The sequence below is a fragment of the uncultured Paraglaciecola sp. genome (assembly GCF_963977085.1).
GTDB lineage: Bacteria > Pseudomonadota > Gammaproteobacteria > Enterobacterales > Alteromonadaceae > Paraglaciecola.
The window spans coordinates 87,964-105,782 of the sequence record NZ_CAXBNC010000009.1 but is presented as its reverse complement, the minus strand read 5'-3'; the positions used below and the strand labels follow the sequence as shown (position 1 = coordinate 105,782).

The 17,819-nt window shown below is 41.0% G+C and carries 21 protein-coding genes; 9 read left to right on the top strand and 12 right to left on the bottom strand.

The annotated features are described in order from the left end of the window. Positions 1-55 precede the first annotated feature (55 nt). Positions 56-1,027, bottom strand: coding sequence for an octaprenyl diphosphate synthase (ispB, locus tag AAC000_RS12510; RefSeq protein ID WP_339723125.1), 972 nt, complete (start codon positions 1,025-1,027; stop codon positions 56-58). A 253-nt stretch (positions 1,028-1,280) separates the two neighbouring features. Here ispB and rplU point away from each other — a divergent pair, with 253 nt between their 5' ends. The 4 genes from rplU to folA all read left to right on the top strand — a co-directional run bounded on the left by rplU (position 1,281) and on the right by folA (position 3,789). Further along, entirely contained in the window at positions 1,281-1,592 is a 312-nt protein-coding gene (gene rplU, locus AAC000_RS12505; protein WP_339723124.1) for a 50S ribosomal protein L21, read from the top strand. Between the two features lie 15 nt (positions 1,593-1,607). Then, the gene (gene rpmA / locus AAC000_RS12500) at positions 1,608-1,862 is read left to right on the top strand and encodes a 50S ribosomal protein L27 (RefSeq protein WP_007622901.1); all 255 of its coding nucleotides are present in this window, start codon (positions 1,608-1,610) and stop codon (positions 1,860-1,862) included. Between the two features lie 144 nt (positions 1,863-2,006). Continuing rightward, entirely contained in the window at positions 2,007-3,164 is a 1,158-nt protein-coding gene (gene cgtA / locus AAC000_RS12495) for an Obg family GTPase CgtA (protein ID WP_339723123.1), read from the top strand. 103 nt (positions 3,165-3,267) lie between these two features. Next, entirely contained in the window at positions 3,268-3,789 is a 522-nt protein-coding gene (folA, locus tag AAC000_RS12490) for a type 3 dihydrofolate reductase (protein ID WP_339723122.1), read from the top strand. On the opposite strand, the gene AAC000_RS12485 is transcribed toward folA, so the two are convergent. Then, positions 3,764-4,291: a hypothetical protein gene (locus tag AAC000_RS12485; RefSeq protein WP_339723121.1), complete on the bottom strand. Its 528-nt coding sequence runs from the start codon at positions 4,289-4,291 to the stop codon at positions 3,764-3,766. The genes folA and AAC000_RS12485 overlap by 26 nt on opposite strands. 126 nt (positions 4,292-4,417) lie before the next feature. Between AAC000_RS12485 and tpx the strand changes: the two genes are divergently transcribed. After that, a complete protein-coding gene (tpx, locus tag AAC000_RS12480) occupies positions 4,418-4,912 on the top strand; it encodes a thiol peroxidase (protein ID WP_339723120.1) in 495 nt (164 codons plus the stop codon). Between the two features lie 97 nt (positions 4,913-5,009). Here tpx and rpoS read toward each other — a convergent pair whose 3' ends face one another. From rpoS to AAC000_RS12435, 9 genes are all read right to left on the bottom strand, one after another. Beyond that, positions 5,010-5,993: an RNA polymerase sigma factor RpoS gene (rpoS, locus tag AAC000_RS12475; RefSeq protein WP_339723119.1), complete on the bottom strand. Its 984-nt coding sequence runs from the start codon at positions 5,991-5,993 to the stop codon at positions 5,010-5,012. 66 nt (positions 5,994-6,059) lie between these two features. Further along, the gene (locus tag AAC000_RS12470; RefSeq protein WP_339723187.1) at positions 6,060-6,854 is read right to left on the bottom strand and encodes a peptidoglycan DD-metalloendopeptidase family protein; all 795 of its coding nucleotides are present in this window, start codon (positions 6,852-6,854) and stop codon (positions 6,060-6,062) included. Positions 6,855-6,910: 56 nt separating this feature from the next. Beyond that, entirely contained in the window at positions 6,911-7,858 is a 948-nt protein-coding gene (locus AAC000_RS12465; protein WP_339723118.1) for a DUF368 domain-containing protein, read from the bottom strand. After that, positions 7,855-8,493, bottom strand: a complete 639-nt coding sequence (locus tag AAC000_RS12460) for a protein-L-isoaspartate(D-aspartate) O-methyltransferase (RefSeq protein ID WP_339723117.1) — start codon at positions 8,491-8,493, stop codon at positions 7,855-7,857. The genes AAC000_RS12465 and AAC000_RS12460 overlap by 4 nt, the downstream gene beginning before the upstream one ends. A gap of 56 nt (positions 8,494-8,549) precedes the next feature. After that, a complete protein-coding gene (truD, locus tag AAC000_RS12455) occupies positions 8,550-9,593 on the bottom strand; it encodes a tRNA pseudouridine(13) synthase TruD (protein ID WP_339723116.1) in 1,044 nt (347 codons plus the stop codon). Further along, positions 9,584-10,084, bottom strand: coding sequence for a 2-C-methyl-D-erythritol 2,4-cyclodiphosphate synthase (gene ispF / locus AAC000_RS12450; protein ID WP_339723115.1), 501 nt, complete (start codon positions 10,082-10,084; stop codon positions 9,584-9,586). Before ispF ends, truD begins: the two co-directional genes overlap by 10 nt. 21 nt (positions 10,085-10,105) lie before the next feature. Beyond that, positions 10,106-10,819, bottom strand: a complete 714-nt coding sequence (ispD, locus tag AAC000_RS12445) for a 2-C-methyl-D-erythritol 4-phosphate cytidylyltransferase (RefSeq protein WP_339723114.1) — start codon at positions 10,817-10,819, stop codon at positions 10,106-10,108. Positions 10,820-10,824: 5 nt separating this feature from the next. Next, positions 10,825-11,103 (bottom strand): cell division protein FtsB, encoded by a 279-nt coding sequence (gene ftsB, locus AAC000_RS12440; RefSeq protein ID WP_339723113.1) that lies wholly within the window; start codon positions 11,101-11,103, stop codon positions 10,825-10,827. A 136-nt stretch (positions 11,104-11,239) separates the two neighbouring features. Beyond that, complete coding sequence (locus tag AAC000_RS12435) at positions 11,240-11,785, bottom strand: TIGR04211 family SH3 domain-containing protein (RefSeq protein WP_339723112.1); 546 nt, start codon at positions 11,783-11,785, stop codon at positions 11,240-11,242. 265 nt (positions 11,786-12,050) lie between these two features. Here AAC000_RS12435 and AAC000_RS12430 point away from each other — a divergent pair, with 265 nt between their 5' ends. The 3 genes from AAC000_RS12430 (at position 12,051) to AAC000_RS12420 (ending at position 16,415) form a co-directional block, all read left to right on the top strand. After that, positions 12,051-13,061 carry a CYTH domain-containing protein gene (locus tag AAC000_RS12430; protein WP_339723111.1) on the top strand — a complete coding sequence of 337 codons (1,011 nt, stop codon included), beginning with the start codon at positions 12,051-12,053 and terminating at the stop codon, positions 13,059-13,061. Positions 13,062-13,319: 258 nt separating this feature from the next. Continuing rightward, positions 13,320-14,960 (top strand): acetolactate synthase large subunit, encoded by a 1,641-nt coding sequence (locus tag AAC000_RS12425; RefSeq protein WP_339723110.1) that lies wholly within the window; start codon positions 13,320-13,322, stop codon positions 14,958-14,960. A 24-nt stretch (positions 14,961-14,984) separates the two neighbouring features. Beyond that, a complete protein-coding gene (locus AAC000_RS12420; protein WP_339723109.1) occupies positions 14,985-16,415 on the top strand; it encodes an aldehyde dehydrogenase family protein in 1,431 nt (476 codons plus the stop codon). 58 nt (positions 16,416-16,473) lie between these two features. On the opposite strand, the gene mutH is transcribed toward AAC000_RS12420, so the two are convergent. After that, a complete protein-coding gene (gene mutH, locus AAC000_RS12415) occupies positions 16,474-17,169 on the bottom strand; it encodes a DNA mismatch repair endonuclease MutH (RefSeq protein ID WP_339723108.1) in 696 nt (231 codons plus the stop codon). A gap of 103 nt (positions 17,170-17,272) precedes the next feature. Here mutH and rppH point away from each other — a divergent pair, with 103 nt between their 5' ends. Further along, positions 17,273-17,803: an RNA pyrophosphohydrolase gene (gene rppH / locus AAC000_RS12410; RefSeq protein WP_339723107.1), complete on the top strand. Its 531-nt coding sequence runs from the start codon at positions 17,273-17,275 to the stop codon at positions 17,801-17,803. The last annotated feature ends 16 nt before the right edge of the window (positions 17,804-17,819 follow it).

Below are 17,819 nucleotides of genomic sequence, written 5' to 3'. Positions count from 1 at the left end.
TGTTTTTGTTTTATATAGTTCAACCCACTCAATAGTGCAGTGGCTTTTAAAAGTCTTAGGCTGCACGCTCAACGGCAATTTCAGCTAACCCAATTAATGCTGTTTTATAGTCAGAGTCTGGCACACTATCCAAAGACGCAATGGCTTTCTCAGAAGCATCTAGCGCCAGTTTTTTTGTGTAGTTTAATGCGCCTGTCTGTTCCATTGCTGCCATTATTTCAGTAAAGTGTTGTAAGCCATTTCCTGTTTCGATGGCTTCTTTTATTAGCACTTTTTGCTGTTCTGTTCCATGCCACATTGCATAAAGTAACGGCAGAGTGGGTTTACCTTCGGCTAAGTCATCACCTACATTTTTGCCCATTACTTCGGGATCTGCAGCGTAGTCAAGAATGTCATCGACTAACTGGAATGCGGTACCTAAATATTTTCCATAGGCTTGCATGGCAAGTTCAATTTCTTCATTTTGCTCAGTTAATACTGCCGCAAGTAAAGTCGCTGCTTCAAATAAACGCGCTGTTTTACTATAAATCACCTGCAAATAGCTTTCTTCACTGGTTTCAGGATCGTTACAGTTCATGAGTTGAAGCACTTCACCTTCAGCTATCACGTTGGTGGCATCGGATAAAATTTCCATGACACGCATTCGTTTTAAGCTCACCATCATTTGAAATGAGCGGGTGTACAGGAAGTCACCCACTAATACACTGGCTTGATTACCAAACACCGCGTTAGCGGTTTCTTTACCGCGGCGCATGGTAGATTCGTCGACTACGTCATCGTGAAGAAGAGTAGCAGTGTGAATAAATTCTATGATAGCGGCCAAAGTATGATGTTGATCTGTTCGAATATCTAAGGCTCTTGCGGCGAGCACAGTGAGAAGGGGTCTTAAGCGTTTGCCACCACTATTAACAATATAAAAGCCTAATTGGTTAATCAAGGATACATCTGAATCGACTTGTTCTTGAATCAGTTCGTTTACTGCCAGCATATCCTTATGAGCGAGTTGATTAATCGTTTCTAATTTCATGCTGCTGTATTTACCCATTTCTAAATCTAGTTGAGTTGCGAGGTGCTTTTCTGCAGGTGGATTTTACAGAAATTTAACGGGGTATCCAGTGTCACTTTGGCTTGGTAGCTTGAAAAATATTGGGCTTAAGTAAACCGTTTGATATTTAACCAAATTAATTCAGAAATTGGCTTGCTTGGTGTTACCTGTTCACGTACAATTCGCCGCCTGTTTTTGAATATAAGTGTCAAGAGACACAGTGCGGAGTTTAATTATGTACGCGGTTTTCCAAAGTGGTGGTAAACAACACCGTGTGGCTGAAGGTCAAACCCTTCGCTTAGAAAAAATCGAAGTGGCTCCAGGTGAGTCAATTGAATTTGATGACGTCTTAATGGTTAGTAATGGTGATGATATTAAAATTGGTACCCCTTATGTAAGTGGTAGCAAAGTTACAGCTGAAGTTGTAACGCATGGACGTGGCGATAAAGTAAAAATCGTTAAGTTCCGTCGTCGTAAACATTCACGTACCCAAATGGGTCATCGTCAGTGGTTCACAGAAGTGAAAATCACTGGTATTAGCGCTTAATAGGAGTAATTACAAATGGCACATAAAAAAGCTGGTGGTAGTACTAACAACGGCCGTGATTCAGAAAGTAAACGCCTAGGTGTTAAGCGTTACGGTGGTGAGTCAGTTTTAGCCGGAAACATCATTGTTCGTCAACGTGGTACTAAATTCCACGCTGGTAACAATATGGGTATCGGTAAAGACCATACTTTATTTGCTTTATCTGATGGTAAAGTTCAATTTGAAGTGAAAGGTCCTAAAAATCGTAAATTTGTGAGCATTGTTGCTTAATTAGCAATAGCCCATAGATTTTTTAAAGGCCCCGCTTTATGCGGGGTTTTTTGTTTAAGTCTTAAAAATAGTCTGCGCTGCAATTTCTAGTACGAACAGACTATACTCGATTCTATTGAGTCATATTCAAGGTGTTATTAAGTAATGAAATTTGTAGATGAAGCTGATATCCGTGTTGATGCAGGTAATGGCGGTAATGGTGTTGTCGGTTTTCGCCGTGAAAAATACGTGCCTGACGGTGGTCCAGATGGTGGCGATGGTGGTGATGGCGGGAGTGTCTATTTGGTTGCAGATGAAAACTTAAACACCTTGATTGATTTCCGTTTTGAAAAATTTCATCGCGCTGAACACGGTAAAAAAGGCCAGAGTGCTAATTGTACTGGCAGAGGCGGTGCAGACTTAGAGATAAAAGTGCCAGTTGGAACTCGTGCAACTGATAGTGAAACCGGTGAAGTATTAGGTGATTTAACCAAGCATACGCAGCGCATGAAAGTAGCCCAGGGTGGTTATCATGGTTTAGGCAATGCACGTTTTAAAACCAGTACTAATCGTGCCCCAAGACAAAAGACTGACGGTACGCCAGGCGAAGTCAGACACCTCAGATTAGAACTGATGTTACTTGCCGATGTAGGCTTACTTGGAATGCCTAATGCCGGAAAATCTACCTTCATACGCAGTGTTTCTGCAGCTAAGCCAAAAGTAGCTGATTATCCTTTTACGACATTAGTACCGAATTTAGGTGTAGTGCGTTTGGATTCAATGCGCAGTTTTGTTATTGCCGATATTCCTGGTCTAATCGAAGGGGCAGCTGAAGGCGCGGGTCTCGGTATTCAGTTTTTAAAACATCTAGAGCGTTGTCGTGTGTTATTACATTTAGTGGATTTGATGCCAGCAGATGGCTCTGATCCTGTCGAAAATGCTAAAGCAATTGTTGCGGAGCTTGAAAAGTACAGCCCTAAACTTGCCGCCAAGCCACGATGGTTAGTTTTCAATAAAGTTGATTTGATGCTTGAAGAAGAAGTTAACGAGTTATGTCAGCAGATTGCAGATGCGCTTGAATGGCAAGACGAGTATTTTCAAATTTCTGCGTTCCAAAAAATTGGTACGCAAGCTTTGTGTATGAAAGCGATGGACTTTATTGAAGCAATGCCTGAAGAAGTGGCACCTGAGATAGAAGAAGAAACTGGATTCAAATGGGATACTTATCACAAAGAAGCCATTGAAGATGCCTATGATGATGACGACTTCGATGACGATGATGACGACGATTCTGGTGTAGAAGTGGTTTACACTAAAGGCTAGTTTATTTCTCAATGAAAAATCGGGTCAGAAAGCTATTTCTGGCTCGTTGTTATTCTTATATACTTTGCCAATATCACACTCCTTAGAAAGAACTCTCCTCGATATGATGCAAATTTCTATGATTGCAGCTATGGCGAATAACCGAGTTATCGGTGCCGACAATGCTATGCCTTGGCACTTGCCAGCAGATTTGAAACACTTTAAAAAAGTCACCTTAGGTAAGCCGATTATTATGGGCCGTAAAACTTATGCCTCAATAGGTAAAGCTTTGCCTGGTCGACTTAATATAGTGGTCAGCACTGATGTCAATTTTACGCTGCCAGATGCCACAGTAGTAAATAGTTGTGAACAGGCTATTGATGTTGCAGCAAACTATTGTGCTCAACAACAAATCGAAGATCCTGAAGTGATGATAATAGGTGGAGGCACCATTTATCAGCATTTTCTAGCCTTTTGCCATAGGCTTTATTTGACTCAAATTGATTTAGATGTAGCAGGGGATACTTACTTTCCTGATTATAATGCTAAATATGTTTGGCAAGAAACAGAGAGTGAATCTCATCACGCAGAGCCACTAAACCCTTACAACTACCGTTTTATTAGTCTTGTAAAACAGGCTGTTTAGGTTTTGATAATAAAGTGAAGGTATACACATATCCGTAAATCGCTGTCATTAAAATACTAGGGGCAACGGTCAACCATAAGTTAGGTGTTTGGTTGACCCAGTTAACACCAATAGCAATGCTGGATTGAATTGCAATAGGTAACAAGGGAGCCAACAAACTGCCAGGGATCACGTTATTATTTAAATACTTGGCCGAATTATCTAAAACATTTTTAAAGGTTTTAAAAATAGCAATATTTTGAGACGTTTTGGAATGCACAGTACAGATAATAGGCACTATAAACACAAGGGATAAGTAACTTTCTCCGAATTTTGAAACGGATTTTTCTAAGATAAAGGTAAATAAAATGGTAATGGTGGCGCTTAGTGTGCCCTGCACCAATGCAGATCTTAGAATTAATGCCTGATCATCTGTGGCCATACTGTTAGCCCAATATGACCAAACAAAGTAAAAACCAAATGAGATCACAGCTGAAATGATTAATCTTATTTTAGAGTTCATGAATGGCATCTCGTAAAAACTTAGGTCAATAATACTTAGATAAATACTATCTAGCGAATGTTATCTGATTGTATTTTTAAGCTACAATAAACCTTCTTATCACTCCGATACTTTAGGAATAGAAAAATGGCTACAGTCACATTACAAGGCAACGCGTTTAACACAATAGGTACTTTACCTGAAGTGGGTACTAAGGCGCCAAACTTCACGTTAGTAGAAACTGACTTGTCAGAAACTACATTGGCAGATTACGCAGGCTCAAAACTTATTCTGAATATTTTCCCTTCAGTTGATACGGGTGTGTGTGCCACATCAATTAGGACGTTTAATCAAAAAGCGAGCGATTTGGATGACACCAAAGTGTTGTGTGTGTCTGCGGATTTGCCTTTTGCTGCAGCGAGATTTTGTGGTGCAGAGGGTATTAAAAATGTAGCCACTGGCTCAAGTTTTAGAGGCAGTTTTGGGGTTGATTATGGTGTGAGTTTTAGCGATGGTCCTTTAGCTGGATTATTGTCTCGTAGCATAGTGGTCATTGATGAAACGGGTACAGTGGTTCACACCGAACAGGTTGCTGAGACGACAGAAGAGCCTGATTACGCAGCCGCCATTGCTGCACTGTAACCTTTTTATAAGTTAAATTTGCAACTATTAAAAAAGCCTCATTTGAGGCTTTTTTGTATCTACACTCTCCTAAGTAATCTAGTCACATGAGGGAAAGTTAGGTCAGTTTATTAAATAAGGCTTCTAAGTCTAAACCTTTGTGGCCCAACATATCTCTGAGTCTGCGCAAGGCTTCAACTTGAATTTGGCGCACTCTTTCTCGCGTTAGACCAATCTCTATCCCTACATTTTCTAGCGTTGAAGGTTCATAACCTAATAGTCCAAAGCGTCTTGCTAGTACTTCACGTTGCTTAGGATTAAGATCTTCTAGCCATTTGATAATATTGAGTTTGATGTCTGAATCTTGAAGATCTTCTTCAGGTCCGTGGCCTCTATCATCTGCTATGACATCCAGTAATACCTTGTCGTTTTCACCACCTATAGGTGTGTCAACAGAGGTAATCCTTTCGTTTAATCTCAACATTTTAGTCACGTCGTGAACAGGCCTGTCTAGGGACTCTGCGATTTCTTCGGCGGTAGGTTCATGGTCGAGTTTTTGTGCTAGTTCTCTTGCCGCGCGAAGATAGACATTTAATTCTTTTACGACATGGATAGGCAAGCGAATAGTGCGGGTTTGGTTCATGATTGCCCGCTCTATGGTTTGTCGAATCCACCAAGTTGCATAGGTTGAAAATCTAAATCCTCGTTCTGGATCAAATTTTTCGACTGCTCGAATAAGCCCTAAGTTTCCTTCTTCGATTAAATCAAGTAGCGCTAAACCACGATTATTATAACGTCTGGCTATTTTGACGACTAAACGTAGATTACTGACTATCATACGTTTTCGGGACGCTTCATCACCTTTTAAGGCTCTTCGTGAAAAATAAACTTCTTCTTCTGCGGATAAAAGTGGGGAAAATCCAATTTCGCCTAAATACAATTGGGTTGCATCGAGGTTTTTAGGTTTATCTTCTGTATTGGCTAAAATGTCTTCTAACTGTTCTTCGGCTTTTTTTTCAGCCTTGGCAAGTTCTTTCTCTACAGCATCTTCAATGTCGCTGAAAGCGTCTACTTCTACTATAACTGTTTTTACTTGACCCATAATGATAACTCCTTAACGGTAGTGTTTTATCAATGTCTCCTCAAATTTTTTTATTATTTATTGTTATTATCTCTTAGGTAGAAAGCGCAAAGGATTAATTGATTTTCCTTTGTATCTGACTTCAAAATGAAGCTTAACCTTATCGGTCCCACTTCTACCCATAGTGGCAATTTTTTGGCCTGCCGTAACCCATTGCTGTTCTTTTACTAATATTTTGTCATTATGGGCATAGGCCGTTAAATAGGCGTCAGAATGCTTAATAATGACTAGTTTTCCAAAACCACGTAATGCATCGCCCGTGTATACTACTTTCCCATCGGCGGCGGCCAAAATTGGCCTCCCAAGTTTTCCTGAAAAATCTAAGCCTTTGTTGCCTTGTTCTTTGGCCGAAAAACCACGTGAAACTCGTTCCGATGTAGGCCAATGCCAACTTTTAACTCGATCAGGAAATTGACCGGTAGTAGATCCAATTGGATCCTTGTTTACATTTTGTTCACTTTCACCATACGCTTGCTTTTTAGAAGGGTCAACAGATTGATTTACAATTACTTTTGAGGTCTGACCAGTGCTATTATTAGACTTTCGTAGTATTGACTTTGGCAATTCTACTAGGGTTAAAAGTTGCCCGGGTTGTATTTGGTAAGGTGGCGGGATCTTATTTATTCTTGCTAGGTCTCTATAATCGTTACCTGAATACCAAGCAATTGAATATAACGTCTCGCCAGCTTTGACTTGATATGTTTTAGCCGAGTAGGCTTGTTGTTCAAAATCTCTAAAGGTCTTTCCTTGATAAAGCTCTGAAACGGGGGCTGGTTGACTGCGGTTTGAGCAGCTGATATTGATTAGGCAGCAAAATAACATACCGACATATATCGCTATGTATTTGAAGAACACTGTTTTCTGTTTGCTGACTTCCATCAAAGATCTGCTGGTTTCTGTCCTATTTTTTCTAGCACGATAACCATCGCCATTCCCACTATCATTAACATAATGGCATACCACATATAGGCTGGTTGTGAATAAAGTGATTCAAATGCCTGTGGTAATACATTGTTTTGAACGAGAGGTATCTCTTTTCCGTGGCGATCAATAACTGATTCAATGGTTTGTTTCCAAGGCCAAACCTTGTTTAAAGAACCCAACATAAAGCCACCTAATAAGGCTAAGGTCATCACCTTGTAATGCTTAAACATCCAACTTAGGACATGGGAAAAACTTAATAAGCCGGCCACGCACCCCCCTGCAAATATACATAACGTTACTAGTTGTAGGTCTTTGACTGCAGTTAACATGGGGGCATACATACCCAGTAGCAGCAATATAAAGCTACCAGAGATACCCGGTAATATCATTGCGCAGATAGCTATCATTCCTGATAAGAAGACAATTAAAGGCGATGTTTCGATAGTTGTAGGGCTGATAGTCGTAATGAAATACGCCGCCACTGAACCCATTATAAAAGTAGCGATAACGCCTACTTCCCATTTATCTATATGTCGAATGACAGACCAAACAGCCGCCAATATTAACCCAAAAAAGAATGACCACAATAAAATTGGATGAGTATTTAGAAGATATAAAACCACTCGGGAGAGGGTTAAAATGCTGATGATAATGCCACTAAATAGTGCCAGTAGAAAGCCACCATTAATATGTTGCCAAGTGGATTTTATGCCCTCTTGAAACAATATTTTCACTGCACTGACGCCACATTGTTTAAGGGAAAAAATAAGTTCTTCATAAATGCCAGTCATAAAGGCAATAGTGCCACCAGATACACCTGGCACCGCATCTGCAGCCCCCATTAAAATACCTCTTGCGGCTACACCTACATAACTGGATTTTGTTCTAGATGATGTTTTCAAATAATGTCTCCGGCCACTAAAGGCACAAATCTAACCGCTTCGATAATTTTTGATTCAAATTCATCATTTCGTTTAGTGATGCAATGTAACTGTTGATTTTCTTCACCCACCGGGATGATTAAACGGCCACCCTCGTTGAGTTGCTGTAATAACTGTTCTGGCATAGATTTAGCCGCTGCGGTAACTATAATGGCATCGTATGGGCCTTTACTGTTCCAGCCCAACCAACCGTCTCCATGTTTCATTTTAACGTTATGTAAGTCCAACTGATTCATGCGTCGTTTGGCTTGAAATTGTAAGGTTTTAATTCTTTCTACGGAATAAACACTAGTGAATAATTGCGCCAATACCGCCGTTTGATAGCCTGAACCTGTGCCTATTTCCAATACTGTTTGTGCTTGGTTGTCGGACTCTAATAATAACTCAGTCATGCGGGCGACAATGTAAGGCTGGGAAATAGTTTGTCCTTGACCTATAGGCAAAGCGGTATTTTGATAAGCTTTGTGTTTTAGGGCATCAGGCAAAAAAAGCTCTCTAGGCGTTTTGGCTATAGCGGTCAGCACTTTGGTATTGCTGATACCTTCTTTATGTAAAAGTTGAGCAAGGCTTTCACCTTTGCGTGATGTAATTCTCATTTCATGCCTATTTTTATTATTATTGGGTGTAAATCTTTATGGTCCGTTTCATAAGTCTAGGCAAGGTGGTTATCCTGCACATCGATCAATTCTCGCACTACTGAAGTAGCAAAAGTTCCAGCTGGAAGTGAGAAGCTTAGGTTTAATGTATCATTTGCCAATGACCATTCAAGATCATTTGGAAATAAGTTAATGGCCCTTCTTTCTTGCTTCAAGCCTAAGTCCTCGAGTGTTTTGGCGATAGTTAGGTATTGTTGTGCTAGTTCATTTTCATACTGCAACGCTTCGCCTTGGCTGGCTAATTGACCTTTGCCCCACAACGGCGCTGACAAGTATATATCTCGCTGTGCTATTCGTTGATTAATATTGTTATCTATCTGAGTTGCACAGAAAAAACTATGACTGCCCGCCAATTGCATCACATCGCCATTTAAAGGTTTATCAAAACAATCATTTTGTAATCTGCTATTCAGCATTTCATTAAACAACCATGAACGCAGAGCAGAAATGGCCATTGAACGTTTGTTTCGGTTGCGGATAGTTTCGCCGTTGATCATCTTATCAGCTAAAACTAAATTGCCGCCTCGTGGATCATGTTGGGTGCTTCCAAATCGCTGTGAGCCATAATAATTAGGTACGCCGTTTTGTTTTATTTGTTGCAGTCGTTCATCAATACCCGATGTTGAGCTAAGTTGTCTAAGGGTAATATTAAATCGATTACCTTTTAACACGCCTGTTCTAAGCTTTTTATTATGGCGTATCGATTTTAGTATTTCAGCCCCTGGTTCATTAAACCTAGTCCAATCGAATTCACCTTTACCGGGAAGATGTACACTAAACCATTGTTCTGTCTGGGCGTGTTTGTCTTTGCGTCCTGCATAAGTGACTGCTCTTAATGGTAATTGGGTAAATTTGGCAATTTGTTCTGCTAAATAAGCCGTGTTTAGTCCCGTTTTACGTACCCACAAATAGATATGTTCACCCTCACCAATAGGTTCATAACCTAAAATTTCGATGACTTGAAAGTCTTCAGCAGTAGATTTAAGTTCTCCAGATATGCCGAGTTTGGGGTATTGGTGGCGCCAGTGATCTATTTGCATGGGGTATTATCTGACTGCCGAGTTAATAGCACCACTGCATATGCAGCAATACCTTCTTTGCGTCCCGCAAAACCTAACTTTTCGGTAGTGGTAGCCTTAACGTTTATTTGATTAATGTCGGCATTCAAGTCAGCAGCAATATTGGCGCGCATTAAATCAATATGAGGTGCCATTTTTGGGGCTTGTGCAACTATAGTGAGATCTAAGTTACCGAGCTGATAGTGTTTGTCTGTAATGAGCTTGTATACGTGGCGAAGTAACTCGCGGCTGTCTATTCCGGCTAGTTGTGGATCGGTATCTGGAAAATGTTTACCAATATCTCCTAACGCTAACGCCCCTAACAAAGCATCACATAATGCATGTAATAACACATCGCCATCAGAGTGGGCAATCAAACCCATAACATGGTCAATTGAAACCCCTGCTATGACGATAGGACCGGATCCGCCAAATTTGTGCACATCATAACCATGGCCAATTCTAATACTCATACTTCAGTCAACTTCCTTTCATTACTCTTTTTGCTGTTGAGTCAGGTAAAATTCTGCTAATAACAAATCTTCAGGTTGGGTTATTTTGATATTTGAGGCTCGCCCCTCAACTAATATTACTTTTTCGCCTAGATGTTCCATAGCTGATGCTTCATCAGTGATCTGAACATTTTCTTTAGTCGCGGCATTTAAAGCTCGGCGTAATGTGACACAGTTAAAAAACTGTGGAGTTAATGCATGCCACAAATTTTCTCGTGATTCGGTATAGTTGATAAAATGTTGATCGTTCATTTTCAGGGCAACCGCACGTTTCATGGTATCGCGAACTGGAGTGGCTAAGATCCCACCGCTACTGCCTTGCGTTGCTAATTGTAATAGCGCAGTTAAATCGGATTTTGCTAAACATGGACGAGCGGCGTCATGCACTAGCACCCAGTCTTCATCCTCAGGTAAATAATTCAGCCCAGCCAATACTGAATCACAGCGTTCTTGTCCGCCTTCAACAACCTCAACCTTAGGGTGGCTAGCTATGGGCAATTCGGCAAATGATTTGTCCTTTGCATGCAACACTACAATCACACGTTTTACTTGGCTATGTCCCAGTAAATTAGTGAGAGTATGTTCAATGATTGTTTTGCCAGCAATATGTAGATATTGCTTCGGACAATCTGCTCGCATACGTTTACCAATGCCAGCGGCAGGTACAACAACAGAATACTGAGGAAGTGAAGACATAAGAATTAATCGGAAGAGGGCAAAATACGATAAAATGTTTCGCCTTTTTTAATTAGGCCTAATTCATTTCTAGCGCGTTCTTCAGCCGCTTCCAAGCCAATTTTTAAATCATGGATATCAGCTTTTAATAAACTATTGCGTTGCCTTAAATTCGCGTTTTGAATGACTTGTAAGGCGACTTCTTTTTTTAAAATCATAAAGTCGGGCACGCTATTTTTACCAAACCATAAACGATATTGGAGCAAACAAAATAGTGTGAACAAAACTGCCACCACCCATTTCATCGTTTTTCTCTCCAATTCGTCGCCATTGCCCTATTATGCAGAGGTTTTTAGGGCAGGGCTAGTGGTATCAAACACCTTGTGAGCCCTCTCTGTGAATTAGCAATCCTAAGGCTAGTTTTTACTCAATCTTTAGATATTACATCCAATTATCGTTTCTACGTCTCTTCTTGGGTAAGTAGGTAAGGATTATCCCTAGAAGCAAACTAATAACGGCAACAATTCCACCGCGAGTGAACCATTCCATTTGTGCAGTTTGGTCATAATCCGCGAGAGTTTGCGTGATTTTTGCATTTTCTTTCTCAGCATCACTTAACTTATTCTTTAAATTGGTATTTTGAGAGGTGAGATCGGCAATTTGCTGATTAAGTAAATCGTTACTCTGGCGCTGTTGCTGAATTGTTTGTTGAGTATCTTTTACTTGTTGTTGAAGCCCAGGCACCAATGCTCTCACACTGCTACTGACACTAATAAAGTCAGCATCAACCCAGCCGGTTCTTTGTTTATCATCAATTATTTCAATGAAGTTATTCTCTTTATCTTCTTGAAGCATTGTTACACGGGTGCCCGCTATAACAGAGCCTAAAATTCGGAAATTACGCCCAGGTCCGGCATGCAGATAAGTAAACAAATCGTCAGAGATATAGCGAATCTCACCATCGCTATCATTGGGTTCTTGAGCCAAAGATTGTGTACCTATAAGACTGCAAGTGATGCATAAAAAAAGTAAAATTATTTGTTTGCGTATCATCAAAAAAACGTACTCCTAAAAATATGCAGTAAATGGTATTGCCTGACTAAAAGAAAGGCAAGGGTCTATTTACTTTTAAACCAATAGAGTTGTAGGACTGATGCGCTTTTGCGACAGTTCGTTATTGTATACTAGGATTTGAACAGCTAAGGTAAGGCGAAAATATAGATGCTGACTTTTATTAGTCGAAAAAGGTTTTATGGAATACGAAATTGAACTCAAATTACTCACCAATGAAGAGGCTGGTGAGGTTATTGAAACTAAGTTGCTGCCACTGCTCAATGCCAGCGTTACCCAACAAACTCTGGTATTGACCAATCATTATTTTGATACGCCAGATCGAAGGTTACGACAGCACGATATTGGCTTGAGGATTAGAGGCAATAACCAAAAGTACGAACAAACCTTAAAAACAGCTGGAAAGTCTCTAGGAGGATTACATCAACGCCCCGAATACAATGTGCCGCTCGATGAATCAAAAAAGCAAAGTGTCACTATCCCTGATCTTCATTTGTTTCCTTTGTCAGCATGGCCTAAAACCTTAGATGTCGAGGATTTACAGGCTAGACTAGACACACTTTTTACAACCCATTTTCAACGAAAAGTCTACTTACTTGAATTTTCTCAAGGGGACATTGTGGAGTTAGTGTGGGATCTCGGTGAAGTAACGTCGGACGGTAAGAGTCTTCCAATCTGTGAAGTTGAACTGGAGCTTAAAAAAGGCGATACCAAGGTACTCTTTGATATAGCGGAAACTATTGTTAGATTAATGCCCACCTCTATTGGCACTGACAGCAAGGCGGCTCGAGGTTATCGTTTGCTGGACGGTTCTCCAGATAAGACCTTAAGGCAATTTCCACAACCCATAAAAAACACTCAGACCACTGCAGAAGAATTTTCTCAGTTGTTATCAACACTGCTGCAGGGTTTTCAAACACAGTCTGTTGAGATAAGGCGCCAATACAGTGAAGAATTAGCCGCTCATATCAAACATATACTTGATGAATTAACGACTTGTTTAGTGAAGTTTAAGGAGTATTTTCCTAGCGCAGAGATAGAAACTATTCTCGCGAAAGTAGACAATCTAAGCAGGAATTGGTCGTTAGTATTGAAGCAAAACAACAAAAATGAAGCGCACCGCTTACTGACTCAACCGCAAACAACCCAGTTGCAACTCGATATTGTTCAATGTCTAGTAGAACAATCCTAGTCTTCTAAGGTTTAGTCATACAGTAAATAAAATAAACACAGTAAAAGACTGATTTATGGCTTATTTTTAAGGGTTAATGAATTGTAAAGTTTTTTTCTATATAAAAAATGATTTAGCCAATCGGTTTTTTATGCTTTACCAGCACTAGCAACAAACAGATTATACAAACATAAAAAAAAGGCATGACCTTACTTTTTGTTAACCCTCACTGCTAAATTGTTGTGGGTTATTAACCCTACAAACTTTATAGGAGCGCCCATGAAAGCGTCTGATTTATTTGTAAAAGCCCTTGAAGCTGAAGGTGTGGAATATATTTTTGGTATCCCGGGTGAGGAGAATCTCGACTTATTGGAATCATTGCGGGAATCACCTATCAAACTAATATTGACTCGCCATGAACAAGGAGCGGGCTTTATGGCCGCAACTTATGGTCGATTAACCGGTAAGGTTGGTGTTTGTTTATCGACCCTTGGTCCTGGAGCCACCAATCTTGTGACGCCTGCTGCCTATGCACAATTAGGGGCGATGCCTATGTTAATGATAACCGGACAAAAGCCAGTTAAAACCAGTAAACAAGGGCGATTTCAGGTAATTGACGCTGTTGATATGATGCGTCCTATAACCAAATATACTACCCAATTGGTGAGTGGCGATCGGATCCCTTCCGCAGTGCGTGAAGCATTTAGATTAGCCCATGATGAGCGACCAGGTGCCACGCACATTGAATTACCGGAAGACATAGCTGCTGAAATTACTAAGGCACACCTATTGTCACCTAGCGTGAGTCGACGCCCTATTGCCGAGTATAAGGCCATTAATAAAGCGGTGGAAATGATAGAAGCAGCGAAGTCTCCATTGCTGCTAATTGGCGCTGCAGCTAATCGTAAATTAACCTCCAAAATGCTCAAAGAATTAGTTGTTAAAACTGGCATTCCTTATGTCACCACGCAAATGGGTAAAGGTGTACTTAACGAAAGTGATGAGTTGTTTATGGGCAACACAGCGCTTTCAGCTGGGGATTTTGTTCACCGCGTAATTGATAGTGCCGATTTGATCATTAATGTTGGCCACGATGTGGTAGAAAAACCACCTTTCTTTATGAAAAATGATGGGCGTCAGGTTATCCACATAAACTTTGAGCCAGCAGCGGTTGACCCTGTTTATTTTCCACAACTCGAAGTGATTGGTGACATAGCCAATACAATTTGGCAAATGAAGGAACAAATGACAGCCCAATCTAGCTGGGACTTTAGTTTCTTCCTTAAAGCGCATAATGCTTACCTTGAACATAAAGCTGAAAGTGAAAACGATGACCGTTTCCCCATTTTACCTGAACGTTTTGTTCGGGATATTCGTAAGGCCATGCCAGATGATGGCATAGTGACCCTAGACAACGGTGTGTACAAAATTTGGTTTGCACGTAATTACCCTGCGGCACTGCCCAATACTTTATTGCTAGACAATGCCCTGGCTACTATGGGAGCAGGTTTACCTTCAGCTATGGCTGCTAAGATGGTACATCCTAATAAGCCTGTTATCTCGGTTTGTGGCGACGGTGGCTTTATGATGAACAGTCAAGAATTAGAAACCGCAGTACGTCTCAAGTTACACATAGTCGTGATTATCTTGCGTGACGATGCTTATGGGATGATCAAATGGAAACAAGCCAACATGGAATTTGAAAATTTTGGTTTGGATTATGGCAATCCCGACTTTGTTAAGTATGTGGAAAGTTATGGTGGTAAAGGTTGGCGTATTGCCGCAGCCGATGAGTTACTGCCACAGGTACAAAAATGTTTAGCGGAGCCTGGTGTGCATCTAATAGATGTGCCAGTAGATTATTCGTTAAATGATAAAACCTTAAATCAAACACTACGCCAGCGCAGTGCCGCTATTTAATGCAGATTCAACCAAGGAGTTTTTATGTTAGCTAAAGCTTACCCTTATTATCTGGCTAATGAAGCTGTTTTTGCCAATCAGGATTTGGCGATAACCAATAAATACACCAATGAAGTGGCTACTAGTGCTGCTCTTGCCGATGCGAAGGTAATTGATCAAGCTATTGCAGCAGCCGAAGCCAGTCAACCTCTATTGAATAAGATGGCTCCCTTCGAGCGCCAAAATATTCTCAACCATTGTGTTAAACGTTTTGAAGAGCGCTTTGATGAATTGGCTTATGCTTTATGTATTGAAGCAGGCAAACCAATTAAAGATTCTCGTGGTGAAGTAACACGTTTAATAGATACCTTCAAAATTGCTGCAGAAGAATCTGTACGTATGCATGGTGAAGTGCTTAATCTTGAAATTACGCCTCGTGCCAAAGGATATACAGGCATGTATAAACGAGTGCCAATTGGCCCATGTTCTTTTATTTCACCTTTTAACTTTCCTCTCAATTTAGCGGCTCATAAAGTCGCTCCTGCGATAGCAACAGGTTGTGCTTTTGTGCTTAAACCGGCCAGTAGAACACCATTAGGTGCGCTAATTATTGGTGAGATATTGGCCGAAACTGACTTACCTAAAGGAGCATTTTCCATTTTGCCATGTAGCCGCGATGGCGCTGATTTATTTACTACTGATGAAAGATTTAAGCTACTTAGTTTTACTGGCTCTCCTCAAGTGGGCTGGGAGCTAAAGGCAAAAGCGGGTAAAAAGCCAGTGATTCTAGAACTCGGTGGTAATGCCGCTTGTGTGGTCGATGCAGATTCAGATTTAGACGATGCCATCGAACGTATTGTCTTTGGTGCTTATTATCAGTCTGGTCAAAGTTGTATTAGCGTACAAAGAGTGATTGTGCACGAGTCTATTTATCAAGAATTTAAAACTCGCTATACCAACAAAGTCGCGAATTTAGTACATGGCGATCCTCTTAATGAAGATACTTTTATAGGGCCAATGATTTCTGAATCAGAAGCAACCCGATTAGAAGGTTGGGTGCAAGACGCAGTAGCGGCGGGGGCTACACTATTATGTGGAGGGCAACGAGAAGGTAATATGTTGCAAGCCGCTTTGCTTGAAAACGTGCCTAAAGATGCAGTCATTAATACCGAAGAAGCTTTTGGGCCTGTTTCTATCATCAGCTCGTTCAGTGATTTTGATGCGGCATTGCAAGAAGTCAATAACAGTCAGTTTGGCTTGCAAGCTGGGGTATTTACAAGGGATATCTATAAAGCGCATAAAGCTTGGGACGAGCTCGACGTAGGTGGTGTAGTCATAGGTGATGTGCCCAGTTGGCGAGTCGATAATATGCCCTATGGCGGAGTCAAAGAATCAGGTTTAGGCCGTGAAGGTATAACCTTTGCCATGGAAGATATGACCGAGGTTAGATTAATGGTGTTAAGAACCCCAAGCTAATTAATGATAACAATTCACTCTTTGGCGATAAGTGTGAGCGCAAAGTGCTTGCTTATCGCTAATATTGCTCGTTTTTGAAAAAGGTTTTAAGGATTTTCCCGGTAAACTCTTTTCGCAAATAAAATCCCCTAGGGCGAGTGTGAATGACTTGCCCATTTTGACCAAAAGCCTTAGTTAAGGCACTGCCATTTGCGGCTTTAGGGCGTAATTGCAGGTATTGTCCGTGTCTCGCGGTAATCTTTTCTATTTGGCCAAGGGCGATCATTTCCATTAATTCTTCCCAGTCGGTACGTAATTGATCGTCCTGTTCTTTGTTTGGCGACCATAAAAAGGGGGTCGCTATACATCTATCTTGAGGCGCGACTTCTCTTCTTCCATCAATAGGCACCCATAGCACTTGTTGAATCTTATTTTTAACGCTGCTTGTTTGCCATTCTATGCCCGCTATGTCGGTAAGCGGCGCAAAACAGACATAGGTTGTTTCCAAAGGAGTGCCGTTTGCATCTATGGGTATGGTTTTCAACTCAATCCCCAATTTTGCAAAGTCTTGCTGGGTTTTTGAGCCTGCGCTGGCGCCAAGGCAGAGCTCTATTAGTTGACCCGTCCAACCTTTTTCTCGTTTGAAGTTTTTAGGTACTTTTACATGAGCCAATTCGGCAACTTCACCTAGGGTGAGCCCTGCTAGCGCTTCTGCTCTTTGCATCAGTTCTTGGATAGATTTAGGTTCAGCTTTGGGAATGTGGAATATTTTCATTTGGACACTTTTACTTGTGGAATACTTTTTTTATTCCTTTGAATGCACCGTAGTTTATGGAAGAATGCATGACATTAAAAGAATTGAGTTCTCGGGAGTCTAAGTGATTGATGCCGAAGGATTCCGCGCCAATGTTGGTATAGTGATTTGCAATGCGTTAGGCCAGGTTTTTTGGGCAAGACGTTATGGGCAACATTCTTGGCAGTTTCCGCAAGGCGGAATCGATGAAGGTGAAACTGCCGAACAAACAATGTATCGCGAACTCCATGAAGAAGTAGGTTTAAAACCGGAACATGTAAAAATTCTGGGGGTCACCAAAAATTGGTTGCGTTACAAACTGCCTAAACGATTGGTTAGGCAGGGAAGTAATCCTGTTTGTATCGGACAAAAGCAGAAATGGTTTTTACTGCAACTTGTCTGTAAAGAAGAGGATGTGGATTTATTACAATCAGGCCATCCTGAATTTGACGACTGGCGTTGGGTAAGCTTTTGGTACCCTGTGCGCAATGTTGTGTCATTCAAGCGGGATGTATATCGTCGCGTGATGAAAGAGTTTTCACCAACCGCTATGCCAGAGAGTGTAGCGCAAAATCAAGGTGGCTATCAAAAGTCAAAGCGGCGCAGAAAGGCATAATTTCTTAATTAACCAG

Coding starts and splice junctions, on each gene's coding strand:
- rplU (WP_339723124.1), top strand. CDS start 1,281: ATGTACGCGGTTTTCCAAAGTGGTGGTAAACAACACCGTGTGGCTGAA.
- truD (WP_339723116.1), bottom strand. CDS start 9,593: ATGCAAATAGATCACTGGCGCCACCAATACCCCAAACTCGGCATATCT.
- AAC000_RS12425 (WP_339723110.1), top strand. CDS start 13,320: ATGAAAGCGTCTGATTTATTTGTAAAAGCCCTTGAAGCTGAAGGTGTG.
- mutH (WP_339723108.1), bottom strand. CDS start 17,169: ATGAAAATATTCCACATTCCCAAAGCTGAACCTAAATCTATCCAAGAA.
- ispD (WP_339723114.1), bottom strand. CDS start 10,819: ATGTCTTCACTTCCTCAGTATTCTGTTGTTGTACCTGCCGCTGGCATT.
- rpmA (WP_007622901.1), top strand. CDS start 1,608: ATGGCACATAAAAAAGCTGGTGGTAGTACTAACAACGGCCGTGATTCA.
- AAC000_RS12470 (WP_339723187.1), bottom strand. CDS start 6,854: ATGTTATTTTGCTGCCTAATCAATATCAGCTGCTCAAACCGCAGTCAA.
- ftsB (WP_339723113.1), bottom strand. CDS start 11,103: ATGAAATGGGTGGTGGCAGTTTTGTTCACACTATTTTGTTTGCTCCAA.
- AAC000_RS12485 (WP_339723121.1), bottom strand. CDS start 4,291: ATGAACTCTAAAATAAGATTAATCATTTCAGCTGTGATCTCATTTGGT.
- cgtA (WP_339723123.1), top strand. CDS start 2,007: ATGAAATTTGTAGATGAAGCTGATATCCGTGTTGATGCAGGTAATGGC.
- ispB (WP_339723125.1), bottom strand. CDS start 1,027: ATGAAATTAGAAACGATTAATCAACTCGCTCATAAGGATATGCTGGCA.
- AAC000_RS12430 (WP_339723111.1), top strand. CDS start 12,051: ATGGAATACGAAATTGAACTCAAATTACTCACCAATGAAGAGGCTGGT.
- AAC000_RS12460 (WP_339723117.1), bottom strand. CDS start 8,493: ATGAGAATTACATCACGCAAAGGTGAAAGCCTTGCTCAACTTTTACAT.
- tpx (WP_339723120.1), top strand. CDS start 4,418: ATGGCTACAGTCACATTACAAGGCAACGCGTTTAACACAATAGGTACT.
- folA (WP_339723122.1), top strand. CDS start 3,268: ATGATGCAAATTTCTATGATTGCAGCTATGGCGAATAACCGAGTTATC.
- AAC000_RS12420 (WP_339723109.1), top strand. CDS start 14,985: ATGTTAGCTAAAGCTTACCCTTATTATCTGGCTAATGAAGCTGTTTTT.
- ispF (WP_339723115.1), bottom strand. CDS start 10,084: ATGAGTATTAGAATTGGCCATGGTTATGATGTGCACAAATTTGGCGGA.
- rpoS (WP_339723119.1), bottom strand. CDS start 5,993: ATGGGTCAAGTAAAAACAGTTATAGTAGAAGTAGACGCTTTCAGCGAC.